General features: G+C 73.4%; 11 protein-coding genes. 6 read left to right on the top strand and 5 right to left on the bottom strand.

All coding sequences use genetic code 11. The features are described 5' to 3' along the window. Window positions 1-410: 410 nt before the first annotated feature. The 4 genes from EES41_RS24005 to EES41_RS24020 form a co-directional block, all read right to left on the bottom strand. Entirely contained in the window at window positions 411-5,072 is a 4,662-nt protein-coding gene (locus EES41_RS24005; protein WP_123080269.1) for a putative T7SS-secreted protein, read from the bottom strand. Beyond that, a complete protein-coding gene (locus EES41_RS24010) occupies window positions 5,069-5,710 on the bottom strand; it encodes a hypothetical protein (protein WP_123080270.1) in 642 nt (213 codons plus the stop codon). Before EES41_RS24010 ends, EES41_RS24005 begins: the two co-directional genes overlap by 4 nt. Continuing rightward, window positions 5,707-6,198, bottom strand: a complete 492-nt coding sequence (locus EES41_RS24015) for a hypothetical protein (RefSeq protein ID WP_123080271.1) — start codon at window positions 6,196-6,198, stop codon at window positions 5,707-5,709. Before EES41_RS24015 ends, EES41_RS24010 begins: the two co-directional genes overlap by 4 nt. A gap of 195 nt (window positions 6,199-6,393) precedes the next feature. Next, window positions 6,394-9,243, bottom strand: a complete 2,850-nt coding sequence (locus EES41_RS24020) for a flippase-like domain-containing protein (protein WP_123080272.1) — start codon at window positions 9,241-9,243, stop codon at window positions 6,394-6,396. 119 nt (window positions 9,244-9,362) lie between these two features. Here EES41_RS24020 and EES41_RS24025 point away from each other — a divergent pair, with 119 nt between their 5' ends. The 5 genes from EES41_RS24025 (at window position 9,363) to nudC (ending at window position 19,728) form a co-directional block, all read left to right on the top strand. After that, a complete protein-coding gene (locus tag EES41_RS24025) occupies window positions 9,363-9,719 on the top strand; it encodes an MGMT family protein (RefSeq protein ID WP_308299908.1) in 357 nt (118 codons plus the stop codon). A 231-nt stretch (window positions 9,720-9,950) separates the two neighbouring features. Further along, window positions 9,951-13,547 carry an ATP-dependent DNA helicase gene (locus EES41_RS24030; RefSeq protein WP_254211556.1) on the top strand — a complete coding sequence of 1,199 codons (3,597 nt, stop codon included), beginning with the start codon at window positions 9,951-9,953 and terminating at the stop codon, window positions 13,545-13,547. A gap of 56 nt (window positions 13,548-13,603) precedes the next feature. Next, window positions 13,604-17,296 (top strand): ATP-dependent DNA helicase, encoded by a 3,693-nt coding sequence (locus tag EES41_RS24035; RefSeq protein ID WP_254211557.1) that lies wholly within the window; start codon window positions 13,604-13,606, stop codon window positions 17,294-17,296. Window positions 17,297-17,306: 10 nt separating this feature from the next. After that, entirely contained in the window at window positions 17,307-18,710 is a 1,404-nt protein-coding gene (locus tag EES41_RS24040) for a dipeptidase (protein ID WP_123082664.1), read from the top strand. Between the two features lie 82 nt (window positions 18,711-18,792). After that, window positions 18,793-19,728 (top strand): NAD(+) diphosphatase, encoded by a 936-nt coding sequence (gene nudC, locus EES41_RS24045; RefSeq protein ID WP_123080274.1) that lies wholly within the window; start codon window positions 18,793-18,795, stop codon window positions 19,726-19,728. 58 nt (window positions 19,729-19,786) lie between these two features. Here nudC and EES41_RS24050 read toward each other — a convergent pair whose 3' ends face one another. Then, window positions 19,787-20,047, bottom strand: a complete 261-nt coding sequence (locus EES41_RS24050; RefSeq protein ID WP_008741472.1) for a mycoredoxin — start codon at window positions 20,045-20,047, stop codon at window positions 19,787-19,789. 150 nt (window positions 20,048-20,197) lie between these two features. On the opposite strand from EES41_RS24050, the gene EES41_RS24055 reads away from it, so the two are divergent. Further along, a complete protein-coding gene (locus EES41_RS24055; protein WP_174261727.1) occupies window positions 20,198-22,369 on the top strand; it encodes an ATP-dependent DNA helicase UvrD2 in 2,172 nt (723 codons plus the stop codon). Window positions 22,370-22,402: the final 33 nt, after the last annotated feature.

The raw sequence follows: 22,402 nt of genomic DNA on the forward strand, positions 1-22,402 counted from the left end.
CCACCTCCCCCCCGCCCCCGCGCTGACCCATCCGGGTAGCGGCGGCGGGGGCCGTTACGTCCCCGTCCTCTCGGAACTTTGGATCGATGGGGCAGTCGTGAAATTTCTTGCTCGCTATTTTCAGCTGGTCGTGTCCGGTTCACCGGGATCCGTCGGCGATGAGGACATCGTCGGAGCTGATCCGGGCCGCCCCGCGGCCGATCAGGAGGACCTTTCCGGTGTGTGCCTCGTCCAACGAATCCACGATTCTGCCGTACCAGAGAATCTCGGTCAGCCGGACCTCCACCTCGGGAGAGGATTCGGATTGAAAAGTCATTCCCACGTGCGCCAAACCGCGAATATTTCGGACTGTGCACGAAACTTCAGAAGGCGATACAACGTCAACGTCTGCTACGTGTAGTTCAGTCGCACTAGCCACGTCTATATGCCTCTCTTACGAAATGGGAAATTTGTTCCGAGGTCAGCTTGGGTACGTGCACCTCCAAAGTAGGGTTGAGGTCCGACAGGTCGATCTTACGTGGCACGGTGATGCCCATTTCGCCCAGGATCTCGCGTGCTAGAGATGACGGTATCTGAACGGATGACCGTGCTGTGACTTCTGCGGGGGTCAAGCCAATGGGGACTTCTCTTTCGCGCGGCAAGTATCCATCAAATATCTCCACTCCATCCAACTGGCGGCGTGAAATCAATTGCACAATGGCTTCGCCGCCCCCGAAGGGCTCTGAGTGGGTTGCGAAGATGGTGGCGACTCCAGGATCACTGGAAGTGGGCGTGACTCCCGCACGTTGCATTCCTGGACTGCCCTCAAATCCCGCTGTGGTTCCACGGAACAGATGATCGTCCTCAGGGCATCCCTGCGGAGCAAGACCCAGCGGGTCCGACCAGGTGTGGGGGTTGTGGACGTACGTAGTCGGGTTGGGGGCGGGGGCGAGGCCCAGGGGGTCTGGGGAGAGGTAGTGGGCCGTTTCGGGGTCGTAGGTGCGGAAGTAGTTGTGGTGGAGGCCGGATTCGGGGTCGTAGTACTGGCCCGGGAAGCGGAGCGGGGTGTAGGCGGTCGCGTCGCTGTTCCAGGTGGTGGTGCCCCAGAGGGTGGCGCGGGTGTGCCAGGCGGTGGTGCCGTCCTCCGCCAAGAGGTGGGTGGGGGTGCCCACCAGGTCCGTGACGATCGCGAAGAAGCGTTCGTCAACGGCGTCTTGGCCGATGCGTTCGGTCTGGGTGAGGGGGTGCAGGCCCTGGTGGGTCCAGGTCACTGTGACCCGGCCGGCGGATTCCTCGCAGAGGGTGGTGCCGTCCCAGGCGAAGAGGGTTTCTTCGAGAACCGATCCCGACTGCGACAGGCGCTGTTTGGCCGTGCGACGGCCCAGTGGGTCGTAGTGGTAGCGCCAGCGCGTGCCGTCCGGGGTGGTCACCCCGACCAGGCGGTCTTCCGCGTTCCACTCGTAGCGCCAGGTGTCCGGCTTGCGGGAGAGGCGGGTCTTCTGGCGGAGGGTGACGCGACCCAGGACGTCGTGTTCGTAGCGGACCGAGCCCGCGCGGGTGATGCGGGTGCCGGTGTAGGTGCGGTCGCCCTGGGCCTCCGTGCCCGGGTGGTCGCCCGGCCAGGAGGCGCTGGTCTGGTTGCCCGCCTCGTCGTAGGCGTAGCGCTCCGACCATGAGGCCGTCTCCACGGCCGTGACACGGGACGCCGCGTCCAGGGTGAAGGTACGCAGGCCCGTGGTGGAGTCGTCGACGCCGGTCAGGTAGCCGTCGGCGCGGTAGTTGTAGCCGCGGCGCTGGAGGGTGCGGCCGTCCTGGCCCGTCACTGACTGCGCGGTGCGCCGGCCCATGTCGTCGTACTCGTGGGTGAGGGAGAGCGCCGGGTTGAGCGTACGGGTCAGTTCCTGGCCCGCCGCGTCCCGTCCGAAGGTCAAGGTGCGGCCCGCCGTGGTGAGGGCGGTGCGCCGGCCGGCCGCGTCGTACGTCCAGAGGGACTCGGAGCCGCCGGGTGTGGTGCGGCCGGTCCGGCGGCCCAGGGCGTCGTACCCGTACGTGAGGGTGCGGCCGTCGACCGTCTCCGAGAGGAGCCGGCCCGCGTCGTCGCGGAGCCAGGTGATCGTCGAATCCGCCGAAGCGGCTGTCGCGAGGGCGTCGAACGTGTCGTAGGCGTAGGAGGTGGTGAGCCCGGCCGCGTCCTTGCGGATGACCTGGCCGAGCGCGTTGTGCTCGTAGGTCGTGGTCTCGCCCGCGGCGTTGGTACGGGACGTGAGGATGCCCGAGGCGTCGTACCCGTACGTCAAGGTGCGGTCGTCGAAGTCCGTCTCCGAGGCCAGTCGGCCCGCCTCGTCGTAGGTGTAGCTCCAGGTCAGGCCCTGTGGGTTGGAGACCTCCGTCAGGCGCAGTTCCATGTCGTGCGTGAACGTGTGGCGCGTGCCGTCCGGCCCGGTGCGGGCCAGGAGGAGGTCGAAGTCACCGTACTCGGAGACCGTGACCCCGCCCATCGCGTCCGTGTGGGTCAGACAGTTGCCCTCGCCGTCGTATGTCCAGGACTCCTCGGTCCCGTCCGGGTTCACGCGGCGCAGCAGACGGCCCTCGACGCTCCACGTGAGGTGCGCGGTGTGGCCCAGCGGGTCCGTGATGGCGACCGGGCGGCCGAAGCCGTCGCGGGTGCACGTCGTCGTCGCGCCCAGGGGGTCCGTCGACGAGGTGATGAGGCCGGCCCGGTCGCAGAGCACCGTCGTGGTGTGGCCCAGGGCGTCCGTCACCGAGGCGAGGTGGCCGCGCGCGTCGTACGCGAAGTGGGTCGTGGCGCCGGTGGCGTCGGTGACCGAGGTGCGCTTGCCCCGATCGTCGTACGTCTGGCGCGTGACCCTGCCGTCCGGGGCGATCAGCGTCACCGGACGGCCGAGCGCGTTGTACTCGGCGCGCGACGTGCGTCCGTCCGGGCGGGTCACGCAGACGAGGCGTCCGGCCTCGTCGTAGGTGAGGAGCGTCGTGCGGCCCAGCGGGTCCGTGTACGAGAGCGGGCGGTTGTACGCGTCGTGGGTGAAGCGGGTCGTCGCGCCCGTGGGGCCGATCTCCGCGGTGATCTGGGCGAGGTCGTTGACCAGGAACCGGGTGTGGTGGCCCCGGGTGTCGATCCGTGTGGTGCGGCCCGGCTCGTAGGCGAACCGGACGTTCAGGTGGCCGTTGGTGCCGGACTGCGCGATGCAGCGGTGCCGTTCGTCGTAGACGTAGTCGAAGTGCCGGTCGTTGGTGTCGGTCCAGGACGTGATCCGGCCCAGTGCGTCGTACCCGAAGCGCAGGGGGCGCCCGGACGAGTTGGTGACCTCGGTGAGGTGGCCGTCCGTGTAGCCGTAGCGGAGGATTTGCGTACCGTCGGCGAGGGCGAGGCCGGTTATTCGGCCGTCCGCGCACGTCAGGCGCACTTCGGGGCCGCCGCTGTGGGTGAGGGCGAGGGGGGTGCCGGCCGCGTCGTACGAGAAGGTGATCCAGGCGCCGTTGCGGTCGTCGAGCTGGGTGAGGAGGCCGTCCTCCGAGAAGTGACGGACGTGGCCGGACTCCGGATCGGTGACCGTGTACCCGCCGTCGGAGTCGAGGGTCATCGGCCAGCGCTGGCCGTGCGTCGGAAGCACCGGGATCCCCGGTTCCGGGTGCGGGTAGGCGAGGAGGCTGCCGTCCTCGCGGACGAGGATGACACCCTCCTCGTCGAGTTCCAGGCGCTGGTCGACCGTGCTGGCCCAGGTCGGGCCGAACCAGCGACCCGAGCGGTACGCGGACTCGAAGGTGCGGGTGAAGGACAGCGGCAGGGAGCCTGGCAGCACGAGGTCCGTCTGCGGGAGGATCATCCGGCCGGTCGCCATGTCGATCGGGTCGTCGCGGCAGGTCAGGTCGTTCTTCTTGGCCCGCGCCGCGGCTTCCTCTTCGGCCTTCTGCGCTGCGCGGGTCGTTTCCCGGCGGGTCGCGCTCCGTGCCGCGTCCTCGGCGAGACGGGCGCCGGTGCGGGTGGCGCCCATGCCCTTGGTGCCGATCAGTTCCGGCAGGAGGCGGCCCGCGCCCTCGCTGAAGTCGTCCTTGAAGCTGTCTATGAAGGCGCTGGGTATGCGCTCCGGGTGGGAGGCCGTGGAGACGAGGCCCGCGAGGGTCATGTTGACGTTCTGCGAGTACTCCGCCGGGTGGGTCAGGTTGTACGGGTCGCTGGGGTTCAGGCCGCGCGCGAAGTTGAGCATGCCGGCGGTGCCTTTGACGGCGCCGCCCAGGACGTGGGTGACCTCCAGGCTGCCGGCCTGCTGGGCGTCCAGGAAGGTGCCGACCGCCCGGTCCAGCGGCGGCGGCGTGGCCGGGGCGTGTTCCAGCGCCGCCGAGATCACCCGCTGGGTCGCGCGGGCCGCCTCGTCGCGCTGGTGGCGGGCCTCGTTCAGGACCTCCTCGGCCCGCGCGCGGGGGCCGTCGCCGGGATCGGCCCCCTTGACCGGCTCGGGGCCGGCGTCGCGGCCCGCCGCGACGTTCGCCTTGAAGGCCGCGGACCGGGCCTCGTGCGTCTCGTCCGCTTCCTTCGATGCCTGCTCGCCCTGTTGGTACAGCGTGATCGCCGCGGCGGCCTGCTGCTGTGCCCACTCGACCGTGTCCGCGTACGAGATGAGCACCTTGCCCGCCGTGGCACAGGCGTCCGCGGCGCGCATCCAGTCGCCGGGGTGCATCGCGAACTTCTGGCGGAACGCGTCGGCCGCCGCCCCCTTCCAGTGGCCGGAGTCCAGGGCCTTCATGCCCTGGCCCACGCGGTCGAAGGCCGTGTGGAAGTCCGCGAAGTGCTTCGCCGACTCCCTGATCGCGGAGGGCGAGCCGTGCACGAGCTCGTTCGCCTGGTCGCTCTGGCCGAGCCGCTGCTCGCGGATTTCGGCCCCGAGGCGGGAGGCGAGACCGTCGCCGAAGTCCTCGACCTTGTCGGCCCAGTCGTGCGCGCCGAGGCCTTCGAGGACGCCCCCCACCCGGTCGGTGGCCCGGTCGACACCGCTGCCGACCACCTTCTTCGCGCGGTCCAGGCCGTGCTCGACCTTGTCCAGGCCCCTGTTGGCCAGATCCCCCCAGTCGGTCATCGGCTCTCGCCCTCCGGCTGGGGTTGCGGCTGGGGTGCGGGTCCGACCATGTCGTCGACCACGCCGTCGACTTCGTCCCGCAGCCCGACCCCGTCGATGATCTGGTTCGACAGGAGGATGTCCGAACTGTTCACGTCCCGCACCGCGCTCTTCCAGGCCTCCTTGCTGTTCTCGGTGGCCCGTTGCCCGGCTTCGTGGCCGTAGTCCGCGTCCCGGATCTGCGTGTACAGGTTGTCGGAGAGGACATCTCCCCAGCTCTTGCCGGTGACATCGCCCTCGGAGGCGTACGGATTGCCCATCGCCGCGTTCGCCGCCACTTTGAAGGTGCCCTGGACGTACTGGTCCTGCTCGTGCATCACTCCCGCCGAGAGGCCGACGTTCCAGGCGAACGCGTTGCCCTCGTGGACGAGCCCCCGCACGCCCCACTCCCAGCGCCGGCAGAACTGGCCGAGCGTGGCCGACAGGCCCTCGTGTCCGGTCTGCAGACCGGTCAGCGCCAGAGTGGAAAAGCCGCGTCCCGCGCCGGCCGTGCCCGTCGTGCCGAGCTCCTTCAGCTCGCCCAGCGCCTCGGTGATGCCCTTCGCGATCTGGTCCAGGGCCTGCTTCGAGACGTCCAGATCCGGCTGGTCCCCGCTCATGCGGCCGCCTCCGCGTCGATCGCCGCCGTATTCGGGACGATGCCGCGCACCGGCGGAAACAGCGTTCCGTCCGGGCCCGCCGGGTTCAGCGCGACCCCGCAGGCGAAATCAAGGGCGGGCAGCACCTCGTCCAGCAGCCGGCCGCCGATGAGCCGGCGGTACGGCCACGCGCGGTCGGCCTCGTCGCGGGCGACGGCGAAGCGGGCCAGAGCCTCCTCGTCGGAGAAAGCGCAGATCCAGTCCAGGCCGCCGAGCGCGGCAGTCCAGAGCCCGCCCCGTTCGTCGAGCGGGACCAGTACCGCCCGGCTACGGAAGTCCGCCAGCCGGGCGCGGGCGGCGTCCCGCGCCGCCGGCGCGGGATCGGGTACGTCGGCCACGGCGGGGGCCGGGTCTCCCGTCGCCCCGGTCGCTCCCGCGGCCCCGGACGCCTGGCTCGCCCGTTCGGCGGCCTCGGCGCGCAGGCGTCCCCACTCCTCGTCGAACCCCACCCGTACCGCCCCTCACCCCATCCGGCGGATGGCGGGCTCCAGGCCGAACCAGCGCGTTCCCCCAGCCGTTTGGATCGAACGCAATTCTGCACGGCGGGGTGATCGCGACCAACTTTCCGCGTGTGCGGCGGCCATATCGAGCCGTGCGTCAGCCCTGCCGGGCGGGTTCTCGTGCGGCGTCGGCCCCGCCGGGCGTCAGATCGCTTCCTTGCGGGTCAGGAAGTTGAACGAGATCCAGCCCGGGAGGACCGGGAGCCAGAAGGTCATCAGGCGGAACAGCAGGACCGCCGAGATGGCGACCTGCTTGTCCAGGCCCGCCGCGATCAGGCCCAGGGTCAGGGTGGTTTCCACCGCGCCCATGCCGCCGGGGGTCGGGGCCGCCGAGCCGAGGGCGTTGCCGGCGAGGAAGACGACGGCGATGCTCGCGTAGCTGATGTCCTGCCCGCCGCCGAAGGCCCGGATCGAGGCGTCCAGGCACATCACGAAGCAGCCCGTCAGCAGCAGCATCCCGCCGATGCCGGTCACCAGCTTCTGCGGCCGCTGGAGCACGTCCAGCATGCGCGGCACCACGCCCGCGAACAGCGCCCGTACCCGGGTCACCACGAACTTCCGCAGGAACGGCACCGCCGTCACGACGAGGACCAGCACCGCGACCGTCAGCAGACCCGCGATGACCGTCCTCGACGGGGTCATCTCCGGGGTCTTCTCGGTCCCCGTCAGGTAGCCGAACGCGAGCAGCAGCAGGACGTGGCTGGCCAGCCCGAACAGCTGCGAGGCGCCGACGCTGGCCACCGCCAGCCCGGGCCGGACCCCGGAGCGCTGGAGGAAGCGGGTGTTCAGCGCGACTCCGCCGACCGCCGCCGGCGCGACCAGCTTCACGAACGAGCCCGCCACCTGCGCGAGTACCGTCCGCAGGAACGACACCCGTTCCGGTACGAAGCCCAGCAGGCTCATCGCCGCCGCGAAGTACGTCAGGACCGAGAAGGCCAGCGCCGCCCCGACCCAGCCCCACTGCGCCGAGCTGATGATCGTCGCGAAGTCCACGTGGGCCAGCTGCGTCAGCAGGAAGTACGCGCCGAACGCGCCCGCGATGAACGAGACCAGCGTGCGCGGCCGGATCCGCTCCAGCCGGGCCGGCTCCACCGGCGCCTGCGGGCGGATCAGCAGCACCTGCCGGCGGATCTGGCTCAGCAGGTCCTCCTCGCGGGCTTCGTCGAGCGCGTCGTCCAGCGCCCGCTTCTCGGCCTTGCGGTCAGCGGCAGGAGTCGTGCCCGTGGCCGTGCCCGAGACCGCCTCGCGCGCGGCCTTCGCCGCCCGCGAGGACTCCAGTACGGCTTCCCGCTCCCGGTCCGCCCGCTCCCGGGCGAGCCTGCGCAGCGTCGCCCGCGTGGAGCGGCTCAGCGCGATCGGCTGGAGCAGCGGCAGGCAGTCCGCCACCGCGTCCGGGCCGAGCACCGACACCGCCGAGGCCACCGACCGCTCCGCGCCGACCCGTAGGCCCAGGGTGGTCAGGAGCTGCGCGATGTCCATCCGCAGCACCAGGTCACCGGCCGCGATCTCGCCGCCGCGCAGGTCGGTGAGGATGACGTTGCCGGAACGATCCACCACGAGGGCGTCACCGGTCAGCCTGCGGTGCGCGATCCGCCGCGACTGCAGCGCCCGCACCTGCTCCCAGGCGTTGCGGGCCAGCCCGTCGGTGATCTCCTCGTCGGGGAGGGAGTCCAGGGACCGGCCGCCCAGGTGCTCGTACACGAGCATCACGGCGTCCGGGCCGAGCTCGGAGGTGGCGATCAGCTTCGGCGCGTTCGCCCCGGCCGCGATCGCCGCGTACGCGAGCAGCGCCTCCTGCTCCAGCGCCTGGCGCAGCGAGGAGTTCAGGCTGCGCCGGACGGTGATGCCGCGCAGGGTGAGCCGGCGCCAGACGCGGTAGAAGAACCCGTGGGCCTGCTGCTCGCGGTCCACGACCGTGACGTCGAGCGGTGGCCCGTCCTCCAGGGTGACGTGGTAGCTGCGCCCCCGGTCGGTATCGGAATCGGGTCCGTCGGGTGATTCGGCGCGCATCGCGCTGACCGGCTGGAAACCGACCCGGCGCAGCCCGGCGAGGAGGGTCTGCCCGGTGGGCCGGACGTTCGGCGAGCCGACGGCGTACAAGGTCCCGTACGCGACGCTCCAGCCGATCAGCACGGTCAGGATGATCGAGAACGGCGTGGTGTAGCCGCTGACCAGCATCGCGAACGCGTCGAGCAGCAGCACCAGCCACAGCGCGACCCGCCAGCGCGGCCTGCGGGTCATCCCCACGGCCGTCATGTACGCGATGACCGGCGCGAGGTATCCGTGCACCGGGTCGGTGAGCGCCCCGCCGGCGCCGGCGGAGCGGGTCAGGGCGTCCTGGATGCTCTGCGGGGCGGCCTCGGAGACCCACAGGTCGGTCGCGAGCGTCACCCCGTGCGCGAGGACGGCGGCGAGCACGCCGTCGGCGATGCGCAGTCCGTCGCGTTTGATCAGCCGTTCGATGGCGAAGGCGACGGGTACGAGGAGCACGGCGATGCTGGAGACCAGCCCGGCGACCTTGATGAGCAGGTCCGGCGCCTGGCCGGTGCCCTTGCTGATGTCCGCTTCCAGGCCGACGGTGGTGCCGTGCGCGAAGGCGGCGATGGCGAGGACGACGGCGATGCCGAGAACGCCGACGAGCAGCCGTACCAGGTCGGACGGCCGGTGGACGCGGGCGGCGAGCAGGGGCTCGTCCACCTCGACCTGGTCGGCCGCCGTCGGGGCGTGGTCGCGGTCGCCGTCGCCGTCGGGCTTCGGGGTCTGCGGGTCCTGTGGGTCCTGTGGGTCCTGTGGGTCCTGTGGGGCCCGCGGGGCTTGGGGTTTCCGGGCGTCGGGGCGCGTGGACGCGCCGCCGTCCGCCCGCGGTGAAGGGGCGTCGGAGGGCGCGGCGGAGCCGCCGTCCGGGCGCGCGCCGTCGTCCGTCGCATCGCCGTCCGGAGGGCTCACACCCTGCTCCTTCGCCTTCACATCCGTCTCTTCTTGATCACGTATCACGCGTCACCGCCCGGAAGATGGTGGCACGGACGGGCGGGCGGGGGAGGCATCAGGGTGCGCGCCATCGCGGAAGGAAACCTTCCAAGGTCTTGTCGGTGACGTACGGCACCATGTGCCGAATGAGCGAAGAGCTGCCCGCGTACGCGGAGCGGGTACTGGACGCGGCCGAGCGGATTCCGCCCGGCCGGGTGATGACGTACGGGGACGTCGCCGAGTGGCTCGACGAGGGCGGACCGCGCCAAGTCGGGCGCGTCATGGCCCTGTACGGGGGAGCCGTGCCCTGGTGGCGGGTGGTCAGGTCGGACGGCCGGCCCCTGCCCGGGAGCGAGCGGCGCGCCCTGGAGCACTACCGGACCGAGTCCACCCCGCTGCGCGGGACCGCCACCGGAGAGCAGCGGCTCGACATGCGCAGGGCGCGCTGGGACGGGCGGGACGAGGGATCCGGGCCGGGCGGAAGGGACGAGGCTCACATCTGACAGCTTCCGCCATGGGGGGCCCGGGCGGGAGGTCGAAGACGCGTACGGGGGAGTGCGCGCGGGATCCCGCCCGCCACCCGGGGTCCCTGCGGGGGACGTGCCCGTTGGCGTAGCGTTGCCTCTTCGGCCATCGCCGCGACCGCGGCGCCGGCGGACCCGGCGGACCCGGCAGCCCGGGCGGACCGAGCAGACCCCGCAGACCCCGCAGACCCACCAGGACCGGCAGCTCACGTGATCACCTCTCCCTCCGACCGCTCCGAGCGGCGTACGCGAACCCCTGACGCGTACCGCCTGGTGCGCACCGGACCGGACCGGCTGGATCCTCCTGTTCTGGACGCAGCGCAGCGCGCGGTGGTTGACCACCCCGGCGGACCGCTCCTCGTCCTGGCCGGCCCCGGTACGGGAAAGACGACCACGCTGGTCGAGGCGGCCGCCGCCCGCGTCGAGGCCGGCACCGACCCCGCCCGGATCCTGATCCTCACCTTCAGCCGCAAGGCGGCGGTGGAACTGCGCGACCGGGCCGCGCTGCGCCTCGGCGGGGCGCGGGCTCCGCAGGCCACCACCTTCCACTCCTTCTGCTACGGGCTGGTCCGCGCCCACCAGGACACCGACCTGTTCGCGGATCCGCTGCGGCTGCTGTCCGGTCCCGAGCAGGACGTGATGGTCCGCACCCTGCTGGAGGGCCAGCGCCGGCTGCGCTCCATCCGCTGGCCCGACGACCTGCGGGCCGCGCTGACCACGCGCGGCTTCGCCGACGAGGTCCGCGCGGTGCTGGCCCGGGCCCGTGAGCTGGGCCTGGGCCCGCACGCCCTGTCCGACTTCGCGGCCCGGCTGGGGCGGCCGGACTGGCAGGCGGCGGCGGCCTTCCTCTCGGAGTACCTGGACGTCCTGGACCTCCAGGGCACCCTCGACTACGCGGAGCTGCTGCACCGGGCGGTGCTGCTGGCGGAGCGCTCGCCGTCGCTCGCGGCGGCGTACGACGTGATCTACGTCGACGAGTTCCAGGACACCGACGCCTCGCAGCTGCGGCTGCTGCGGGCGCTGACCGGGCCGGGCGGGACGCTGGTCGCCTTCGGCGACCCCGACCAGTCGATCTACGCGTTCCGCGGCGCCGACATCAACAACACCCTGGACTTCGAGGGCGCCTTCCCGGGCGCGCGGGTGCGGGCGCTGACCGTCGGCCGCCGCTCCGCCTCGGCCCTGCTGGCCGCGACCCGCCTCCTGACCTCCCGCATGCCGCTGACGCGGCTGCCGGCGGCGGCGGTCCGCGCCCACCGCGGCCTCACGCCCACCCGGGAGGGCGGCCGGGTCGAGGTCTTCACGTACCCGACGGCGGGCGCGGAGCTGGACAACATCGCCGACGTCCTGCGCCGGGCGCACCTGGAGGAGGGCGTGCCGTGGCAGGACATGGCCGTCCTGGTCCGCGCCGGCGGCCGCACCCTGCCGGCGATGCGCCGCGCCCTGATCTCCGCCGGAGTCCCCGCCGAAACCGACGGCACGGACACCCCCCTCCGCCACGAACCCGCCGTCACCCCCCTCCTCACGGCCCTCCGCCTGGCCGCCCTCCCCCTGACCACCACCACGGCCGGGGCCGCCGACCCCGCTGATACGTCTGGGCCCGCCGATCCCGCCGACCCCGCCGACCCCGCCGACCCCGCCGATCCCGCCGTGGGCCCCGCCACCGACGGGGCCGAGCCGGGCCGGTCCGCCACGGCGGTCCCGGCCGGGGCCGGTGCGGACGCGGGCACCGGGTCGGCGGGGCCGGGCGCGGGTGCTGTGGTGATCCCGGCGCAGTCGGCCGGGCCTTCGGCCGCCGAAGGCGCCGACGCGGGCGGGCGGGGAGCCTCCCCCGCCGCCGCGCTCGCGGACGAACCCGCGGCGGAGTCCGGCGCCGACGCGGACGCCAGCGCGGACGGGGACGGTGGCCCCGCGCCGGAGTCGGGTGCCGGGGACGAGGGGATCGGCGTCGAGGCGGCCATCGCGTTGCTCGGGTCGCCGCTCGGGGGGATGGACGCCGCCGATCTGCGGCGGCTCGGGCGGGCGCTGCGGGACGAGGAGCGGGCCGCCGGGGTCAAGGTGCCCGCGCCCTCGGACGTGCTGCTGGCCCGCGCCCTCGCGGAGCCCGAGCGGCTCACCGCCCACGACCCCGCCTACGCCCGCGGAGCGCAACGCCTCGGCCTGCTCCTGCGCAAGGCCCGCGAGCTGCTCCAGGGCGGCGGCACCGCCGAGGAGGCCCTGTGGGTCCTCTGGGACGGCACCCCCTGGCCCCAGCGCCTGGAGCGGGGCGCCCGCCGCGGCGGCGCGGGCGGCCGCAACGCCGACCGCGACCTCGACGCGGTGTGCGCCCTCTTCGACACCGCCGCCCGCGCGGAGGAACGTACCGGCGGCCGCGGCGCGCTCAACTTCCTCGAACAGCTCGAAGCCGAGGACATCGCCGCCGACACCCTCACCGGCAAGACCGCCCGCACCGACGCCGTACGGCTGATGACCGCCCACCGTTCCAAGGGCCTGGAGTGGTCCCTCGTCGTCGTGGCCGGCGTCCAGGAGGGCCTCTGGCCCGACCTGCGCCGCCGCGGTTCCCTCCTCGAAGCCGACCGCATCGGCCGCGACGGCCTCGCCGAACCCCTCACCCCCGGCGCGCTCCTCGCCGAGGAGCGCCGCCTGTTCTACGTCGCCGCCACCCGCGCCCGCGACCGCCTCGTCGTCACCGCCGTCAAGGCCCCCGCCGACGACGGGGACCAGCCCTCCCGCTTCCTCACCGAACTCGGCGTCACCCCGAAGGACGTCACCGGCCGGCCGCGCCGGCCCCTCGCCGTACCCGCGCTCGTCGCCGAACTCCGCGCCACCACCGTCGACCCCGACGCCTCCCCGGTCCTGCGCGACGCCGCCGCCCGCCGCCTCGCCCGCCTCGCCGCGCTCACCGACGAGGACGACCGCCCGCTGGTCCCCGCCGCGCACCCGCAGCGCTGGTGGGGCCTGTACGAGCCCACCCGAAGCAGCGTCCCGCTCCGGGACCGGGAGCGGCCCGTGGCCCTCTCCGGCTCCGCCCTGGACCAGCTCGCCAACACCTGCTCCCTCCAGTGGTTCCTCGGCCGCGAGGTCAAGGCCGACGCGCCCTCCACCGCCGCCCAGGGCTTCGGCAACGTCGTCCACGTCCTGGCCGACGAGGTCGCCTCCGGCCGTACCCCCGCCGACCTCGCCGTCCTCATGGAGCGCCTCGACACGGTCTGGGACGCCCTCGCCTTCGACGCGCCCTGGAAGTCCCGCCAGGAGAAGGAGAACGCCCGCGCCGCCCTGGAGCGCTTCCTGCGCTGGCACACCACCGACCGCGGCGGCCGCGAGCCCGTGGCCACCGAGCACGACTTCGACGTCACCCTCGAAGCGGGCGAGTACGCCGTCCGCATCCGCGGCTCCATGGACCGGGTCGAGGCCGACCCGCAGGGCCGCGCGTACGTCGTCGACTTCAAGACCGGCAAGGGCGCCCCCACGAAGGACGAGGTCGCCCGCCACCCCCAGCTCGCCGTCTACCAGCTCGCCGTCCGCGAAGGCGCCGTGGACGAGGCCTTCGACGGGCTGCGCCCCGAGGCCGGCGGCGCCGAGCTCGTCCAGCTGCGCCAAGGCGCGGCCCAGCGCGACGGCGGCGACGCCGTGCCCAAGATCCAGGCCCAGCGGCCGCTGGAGGGGGAGTGGGTCGGCGACCTGCTCGCCACCGCCGCCGGGCGGGTCCTGGACGAACGGTTCGCCCCCGCCGCGGGCAAACACTGCGACCACTGCTCGTTCCGCAGCGCGTGCACGGCCCGCCCGGAGGGCCGCCAGACCGTGGAGTGAGTCCGCGGGCCGAGACGGCGGCGGGGAGTGTCAGTCGGCCGGGCTAGCCTTTTCACGTGTCCGCGCGTCCGTCCGTCCTCACCGACCCCGAGCAGCTCAAGGAGCTCCTCGGTATCCCTTTCACGCCCGAACAGATGGCCTGCGTCACCGCCCCCGCCGCCCCGCAGGTGATCGTCGCGGGCGCCGGCTCCGGCAAGACCACCGTCATGGCCGCCCGCGTGGTCTGGCTGGTCGGCACCGGCGCCGTCGCGCCCGAGCAGGTCCTCGGCCTGACCTTCACCAACAAGGCCGCCGGTGAGCTCGCCGAGCGCGTCCGCACGGCCCTCGCGCGGGCCGGCATCACCGACCCGGACCCGTCCCCCGTCCCGTCCCCGGACGCGTCCCCGGCCGGGGACGGCGCGGCCGGCGGCGAGCCGCGGATCTCCACGTACCACGCCTTCGCCGGGCAGCTCCTCAAGGACCACGGCATGCGCATCGGGCTGGAGCCCAGCGCCCGGCTGCTCGCCGACGCCACCCGCTTCCAGCTCGCCGCCCGCGTGCTGCGCGAGGCCCCCGGCCCGTACCCGGCGCTGACCAAGTCGATCCCCGACCTGGTCAGCGACCTCCTCGCGCTCGATGCGGAACTCTCCGAGCACCTGGTCGCGCCGGCGGACCTGCGCGCGTACGACACCGCGCTGCTGGACGTGCTGGCCGGCACCAAGCTCAGCAACGAAGACCTGCGCAAGGTGCCCGAAGCGGTGCGCGGCCGCCTCGAACTGGCCGAACTCGTCGCCCGCTACCGCGCCGCCAAACGCTCCCGCGACCTGCTCGACTTCAGCGACCAGATAGCCCTCTCCGCGCAGCTCGCCACCACCCGGCCCGAGGTGGGGGCGCTGCTGCGCGAGGAGTTCCGGGTGGTCCTGCTCGACGAGTACCAGGACACCTCCGTCGCGCAGCGGCTGCTGCTGTCCGGCCTCTTCGGGGGCGGCACGGGGCACGCGGTGACCGCCGTCGGCGACCCCTGCCAGGCGATCTACGGCTGGCGCGGCGCCTCCGTCGCCAACCTGGACGACTTCCCCGAGCACTTCCCGCACGCGGGCGGCCGCCCCGCCACCCGCTTCTCGCTGAGCGAGAACCGGCGCAGCGGCGGCCGGCTGCTGGACCTGGCCAACGGCCTGGCCGCGCCGCTGCGGTCGATGCACGAGGGCGTCGAGGCGCTGCGCGCGGCGCCGGGGGCGGAGCGGGCCGGCTCGGTGCGGTGCGCGCTGCTGCCCACGCACGCCGAGGAGCTGGAGTGGCTCGGCGACTCGGTGGCCCACCTGGTCCGCACCGGGACGGAGCCGCGCGAGATCGCGGTGCTGTGCCGCTCGGGCGGCGATTTCGCGCGGATCCAGGCCGTCCTGGTGGCCCGGGACGTGCCGGTGGAGGTGGTCGGCCTCTCCGGGCTGCTGCACCTTCCGGAGGTCGCCGACCTGGTCGCGGTCTGCGAGGTCCTCCAGGACCCGGGCGCCAACGCCGCGCTGGTCCGGCTGCTGATCGGGCCGCGCTGGCGGATCGGCGCGCGCGACCTGGCGCTGCTGGGCCGCCGGGCGCGGCAGCTGGTCGCCCGGGCCCCGGGCGAGGTGGATCCGGACGAACGCCTCGCGGCGGCCGTCGAGGGCGTGGACCCGGTCGAGGTCGTCTCCCTCGCGGACGCGCTGGAGACGTTCCTGGACGGCTCGGGGCACTCCTCCGCCGCGCCCGTGGACGAACTGCCGTTCTCGGCGGAGGCCCGGGTCCGGTTCGCGCACCTCGCCCAGGAGCTGCGCGACCTGCGGCGATCGCTCGCCGACCCGCTGATGGACGTACTGCACCGGGTGCTGGCCACGACCGGGCTGGATGTGGAGCTGTCGGCGTCGCCGCACGCGCTGGCGGCCCGCCGCCGGGAGACGCTGTCCAACTTCATGGACGTGGCGGCCGGCTTCGCCTCCCTGGACGGCGAGGCCTCGCTGCTCGCCTTCCTGTCGTTCCTGCGCACGGCCGCCCAGTACGAGAAGGGCCTCGACCACGCGCTGCCGGGCGGGGAGAACACGGTGAAGGTGCTCACCGCGCACAAGTCCAAGGGCCTGGAGTGGGACGTGGTCGTGGTCCCGGACCTGTGCGCGGGCTCGTTCCCGAAGGAGAAGGCCCCGGAGGCCTGGACCTCGTACGCGAAGGTCCTGCCGTACGCGCTGCGCGGGGACGCGGAGACCCTGCCGGGGGACCCGGCGTGGACCTCGGCGGGCCTCAAGTCCTTCAAGGCGGCCCTGAAGTCCCACAAGGAGGTCGAGGAGCTGCGCCTCGGGTACGTGACGTTCACGCGCCCGCGTTCCCTCCTGCTGGCCTCGGGCCACTGGTGGGGGCCGACCCAGAAGAAGCGCCGGGGCCCGTCGGCGTTCCTGGACGCGCTGCGCCGCCACTGCGAGGCGGGCCACGGCGAGATCGAGGCCTGGGCGGACGAACCCGATGCGGACGCGGTCAACCCGGCCCTGGCGACGTCCGACACCCCGGACCACTCCTGGCCCCTGCCGCTGGATCCGGCCTCCCTCAGCCTCCGCCGCCACGCGGCGGCCCTGGTCGAGTCCCACCTGGCCGCCCCGCCCCCGGCGGCCCCCGCGGCCCCGGCGGACGACCTGTGGCCGGAGGCGGACCTGTGGAGCGCCGACGCTGCCGCCGTGCCCGCGCCGGGCGGGGACGACGCCCCGTGGCCGGACGAGGAGCAGTGGCCCCGCCCCGGCGATGTCGGAGCCGTGCCGACCGACCCCGCCGGGGGAGAGCCGTGGCCGGAGGAGGACCTCTGGGGCGCCGACGGCACCGCCGCGCCCGCGCCGGGCGGGGACGACCTGTGGCCGGGGGAGGAGCCGTGGCTGCGCCCCGGCGCCGGCACCGCCGTGCCCTCACCTCGCGCAGACGCGGGCCGGGCGCCCGGCGCACCCGCCGAAGACCCCTGGGCGGAGCCCGCCGGCAGCCGGGGCGGTGACCCCGAGGCCGAGCCCCCCGGCGGAGTCGCCCGGCCCTCCCCGCGCGGGCTCACGCCCGAGGAGGCGCGGGCCGTCGCCTCCTGGGACCGGGACCTCGACGCGCTGGAGGGCGAGCTCCGCCGAGCGCGGGCGGTCGTCCGGGACGTCCCGCTCCCGTCGGCCCTCTCGGCCAGCCAGCTCCTGCGCCTCGCCGCCGACGAACAGGCCTTCGCCCGCGACCTCGCCCGCCCCATGCCCCAGCCCCCCCAGCCCGCGGCGCGCCAGGGCACGCGCTTCCACGCCTGGGTGGAGTCCCGCTTCGACGAGCTCCCGCTCCCGCTCCTCGACGTCCTCGACCCCGAGACCGAGCTCCCCGGCTGCGACCAGGAGATCGCCGACGAGGCCGACCTCGACTCCCTCAAGGCGGCCTTCGAGCGGAGCGACTACGCCGAGCGGACCCCCCACCGCATGGAGGTCCCGGTCCAGCTGACCCTCGCCGGCCGCGTGATCCGCGGCCGGATCGACGCGGTCTACGCGAACCCCGACGGCACGTTCGAGATCGTCGACTGGAAGACCGGCCGTTCCACCGACGCCGACCCCCTCCAGCTGGCCGTGTACCGACTGGCCTGGTCGGAGACCACCGGCACGCCCCTCACCCACATCACCGCCGCCTTCCTGCACGTCCGCAGCGGCCGTGTGATCCGCCCCCGCAACCTCCCGGGCCGGGCCCGTCTTGAGCGGATCCTCCAAGGCGGATCCGACGCGGACGGTGACCTCGGAGCGGACGGATAGGCTCGTGGCCATGAGCGCATCCCCGGCGGACAGTGCCGTCCGCACGTACATCGACACCCACCGCGCGGACTTCCTCGACGACCTCGTCGACTGGCTGCGCATCCCTTCGGTCTCGGCGCAGCCCGAGCACGCGGGCGATGTACGCCGCAGCGCCGAGTGGCTCGCCGCGAAGCTCAAGGAGACCGGCTTCCCGGTCGCCGAGGTGTGGGAGACGGACGGCGCCCCCGCCGTCTTCGCCGAGTGGCCCGCCGCCGACCCGGCCGCCCCCACCGTCCTCGTCTACGGGCACCACGACGTGCAGCCGGCCGCCCTCGCCGACGGCTGGCACACCGACCCGTTCGAGCCGGTCGTCAAGGACGGCCGGATGTACGCCCGCGGCGCCGCAGACGACAAGGGCCAGGTCTTCTTCCACACGCTCGGCGTCCGCGCGCACCTCGCCGCGACCGGCGCCGCCGCGCCCGCCGTGCACCTCAAGCTGCTCGTCGAGGGCGAGGAGGAGTCCGGCTCCCCGCACTTCCGCGCGCTGGTCGAGCGCGAGGCGGAGCGCCTGGCCACCGACATCGTGATCGTCTCCGACACCGGCATGTGGTCCGAGACCACGCCCACCGTCTGCACCGGCATGCGCGGCGTCGCCGACTGCGAGATCGACTTCCACGGCCCGGACCAGGACATCCACTCGGGCGCCTTCGGCGGGGCCGTGCCCAACCCGGCCACCGCCGCCGCCCGTCTCGTCGCCGCCCTGCACGACGAGGACGGCCGTGTCACGGTCGCCGGCTTCTACGACAACATCGCCGAGCTCACCGACGCCGAACGCGAGCTGATCGCCGAGCTGCCGTTCGACGAGGCCGAGTGGCTCCGTACGGCCAAGTCGCACGCAGCCGCCGGCGAGAAGGGCTACTCGACGCTGGAGCGCGTCTGGGCCCGCCCGACCGCCGAGGTCAACGGCATCGGCGGCGGCTACCAGGGCCCCGGCGGCAAGACCATCGTGCCCGCCTCCGCGCACGTGAAGCTCTCGTTCCGCCTGGTCTCCGGACAGGACCCGTACGAGGTCGAGGCCGCCGTCCGGGAGTGGGTCGCGGCCCGGATCCCGGCCGGAATCCGGCACTCCATCACCTTCGGCGCCCCCACCCGGCCCTGCCTGACCCCGCTGGACCACCCGGCGCTCCAGTCGGTCGTCCGGGCCATGGGCCGCGCCTTCGGCCAGAAGGTCCGCTTCACCCGCGAGGGCGGCTCGGGGCCCGCGGCGGACCTCCAGGACGTCCTGGACGCGCCCGTCCTCTTCCTCGGGATCTCCGTACCCTCCGACGGCTGGCACTCGCCGAACGAGAAGGTCGAGCTGGACCTGCTCCTCAAGGGCGTCGAGACGACCGCCCACCTCTGGGGAGACCTCGCGGAGAACTGGCCCGCCCCCTGACCGCCGCGCCGCCCGGCGCGGCCGCGCGCACCCACGTCCGTACGCCTGCCTTGTCCCACCACCGGGGGAGTTGGAAGTACCTGTGAGCACCCATACCGAGCCCGAGCGCCCGATCTCGCTCGCCGCGCCCAGCGGAATCGACCGCGCCGCGCACCACCGCCTCGACGAGGCGTGGCTCGCCGCCGCCTGGAGCCACCCGACGACCCGCGTGTTCGTCGTCTCCGGCGGCCAGGTCCTGATCGACGACACCCCCGACGGCGGCTCCGGGATCGTGATGACCCCCGCCTTCGAGGCCCCCGTCACCGAGACCCACCGCTACTTCCTGGGCACCGACGAGGACGGCGTACGGTACTTCGCGCTGCAGAAGGACGCGCTGCCGGGCCGCATGGACCAGTCGGCCCGCCCGGCCGGTCTGCGCGAGGCCGGGCTGCTGCTGTCCCCGCGCGACGCCGGGCTGATGGTGCACGCCGTCGCGCTGGAGAACTGGCAGCGGATGCACCGCTTCTGCTCCCGCTGCGGCGAGCGCACCGTGGTCGCGGCCGCCGGGCACATCCGGCGCTGCCCGGGCTGCGGCGCCGAGCACTACCCGCGCACCGACCCGGCCGTGATCATGCTGGTCACCGACGAGCACGACCGCGCGCTGCTGGGCCGCCAGGTGCACTGGCCCGAGGGACGGTTCTCGACCCTGGCCGGGTTCGTGGAGCCGGGCGAGTCCATAGAGCAGTCCGTGATCCGCGAGGTGTGGGAGGAGGCGGGCATCCGCGTCGGCACCGTCGAGTACGTCGCCAGCCAGCCCTGGCCGTTCCCGTACAGCCTGATGCTGGGCTTCACCGCCCGGGCCGTCACCTCGGAGATCACCGTGGACGGCGAGGAGATCGAGGAGGCCCGCTGGTTCTCCCGCGAGGACCTGCGCGCCGCCTTCGAGAGCGGCGAGGTGCTGCCGCCGGCGGGGATCTCCATCGCCGCGCGCCTGGTCGAGCTCTGGTACGGCGAGCCGCTGCCGCGCCCGACTCCGTAACGTTAGTCACAGCAGAAGGCCCCCGCCGGGAGGCGGGGGCCTTTCTGAACGCGGCGGGTCAGACGGCGAGGGCCTGCTTGACCTGGGCCAGGCTCGGGTTGGTCATGACGGACTCGTTGCCGCCGACCGACTTCACGAGGACGGTCGGAACCGTCTGGTTGCCGCCGTTCGCCTGCTCCACGAACGCCGCGGACGCCGGGTCGAGCTCGATGTTGATCTCGTTGTACGCGATGCCCTCCCGGTCCAGCTGCTTCTTGAGGCGGTTGCAGTAGCCGCACCAGGTCGTGCTGTACATCGTGACGGTGCCCGTGTCCTGCATGCTGCGCTCTCCTTCGTGGGGGCTCGTTGGTCCGAGTACTCGAACGTACGGGACCGCCCCGCCATTCCCGGGCCGTCACCGGTACGACGAATCCACCGCGCCTGTGGACGGATTTCTCGCCCGACCCACCAGACCTGGCAGCATGGCGGGGTGACAGCAGCAACGCACTCCTCAGCTTTCCCCGCCGCCGCGGACTCGGCCGACGCGGTGCTCCTGGGCCTGGACCCGGAGCAGCGCGAGGTCGCGACGACCCTGCGCGGACCGGTGTGCGTGCTGGCCGGTGCCGGTACGGGCAAGACCCGCGCGATCACCCACCGCATCGCCTACGGGGTCCGCTCCGGCCAGCTGATGCCCGCCAGCGTGCTGGCCGTCACCTTCACCAACCGCGCCGCCGGCGAGATGCGCGGCCGCCTGCGCACCCTCGGAGCGGGCGGGGTCCAGGCCCGGACCTTCCACTCCGCCGCGCTGCGCCAGCTCCAGTACTTCTGGCCCAAGGCCGTCGGCGGGGAGGTGCCCCGCCTCGTCGAGCGCAAGATCCAGCTCGTCGCCGAGGCCGGCGCGCGCTGCCGCATCCGCCTGGACCGGGGCGAGCTGCGCGATGTCACCGGTGAGATCGAGTGGGCCAAGGTCACCCAGACCGTCCCCGCCGACTACCCGGCGGCCGCCCTCAAGGCCGGCCGCGAGACCCCCCGGGACCCGGCGGAGACCGCCCAGATCTACGGGACGTACGAGCAGCTCAAGCGCGACCGCGGCATGATCGACTTCGAGGACGTGCTGCTCCTCACCGTCGGCATCCTCCAGGACCGGTACGACATCGCCGAGCAGATCCGCGCCCAGTACCAGCACTTCGTGGTGGACGAGTACCAGGACGTCAGCCCGCTCCAGCAGCGCCTGCTGGAGCTGTGGCTCGGCGACCGCGACAGCCTCTGCGTCGTCGGCGACGCCAGCCAGACGATCTACTCCTTCACGGGCGCGACCCCCGATCACCTGCTCTCCTTCCGCACCCGGTATCCGCAGGCCACCGTGGTCAAGCTGATCCGCGACTACCGCTCCACCCCGCAGGTGGTGCACCTCGCCAACGGGCTGCTGAACCAGGCCAAGGGCCGCGCCGCCGAGCACCGGCTGGAGCTGGTCTCGCAGCGCGAGCCCGGCCCCGCCCCGGTCTACGCCGAGTACCCGGACGAGCCCGCCGAGGCCGAGGGCGTCGCCGGCCGGATCCGGGACCTGATCGCCGCCGGCGTCCCGGCCGGCGAGATCGCCGTCCTCTACCGCATCAACGCCCAGTCCGAGGTCTACGAGCAGGCCCTCGCCGACGCCGGGGTGCCCTACCAGTTGCGCGGGGCCGAGCGGTTCTTCGAGCGCGCCGAGGTCCAGAAGGGGATCCTCGCCCTCCGCGGGGCGGCCCGCTCCGCCGGCAGCGGCAACGACCCGCTGCTCGACGACGTCGTGGAACTCGGCTCCCAGGTCCGTGCCGTGCTCAGCTCCACCGGCTGGAGCACCGAACCGCCGGCCGGCTCCGGCGCCGTGCGCGACCAGTGGGAATCCCTGGCCGCGCTCGTCCGGCTCGCCGAGGACTTCGCCCGGGCCCGGCCCGGCGCCACCCTGGCCGACCTCACGATCGAGCTGGAGGAGCGCAAGGCCGCCCAGCACGCACCGACCGTCCAGGGCGTCACCCTCGCCTCGCTGCACGCGGCGAAGGGCCTGGAGTGGGACGCCGTGTTCCTCGTCGGCCTCACCGACGGCATGATGCCGATCACCTACGCCAAGACCGATGAGCAGGTCGAGGAGGAACGCCGGCTGCTGTACGTCGGCGTCACCCGGGCGCGGCTCCACCTGACGCTTTCGTGGGGCCTCTCGCGGGCTCCGGGCGGCCGGGCCTCCCGACGCCCCAGCCGCTTCCTGAACGGCCTGAGGCCGGGCTCCGCGGCCCCGGGCGCCCGCGAGGGCGCGGCGGCCGAGCGCGGCGTCCGCAAACGCGGCCGCCGCGGGCCGGTGCTGTGCCGGGTCTGCGGCAAGACGCTGACCGAGGCCGGCGAGCTGAAACTGATGCGCTGCGAGGACTGTCCGTCCGACATGGACGAGGGCCTCTACGAGCGGCTGCGGGAGTGGCGCGCGACACAGTCGCAGGAGCAAGGTCTGCCCGCGTACTGCGTCTTCACGGACAAGACCCTGATGGCGATCGCGGAGGCCGCGCCGTCCGAGGCGGGCGAGCTCTCGATGATCTCGGGGGTGGGCGGCCGCAAGCTCGACCGGTACGGGGCCGACGTCCTGGCCATATGCGCAGGTGGGGACCCCGGGGGCAGCGGTGCTGACGACGCGTAGAAACTCGTCGGAAAAATAGTTTGCACATGCCCA

Source organism: Streptomyces sp. ADI95-16, assembly GCF_003721495.1.
GTDB lineage: Bacteria > Actinomycetota > Actinomycetes > Streptomycetales > Streptomycetaceae > Streptomyces > Streptomyces goshikiensis.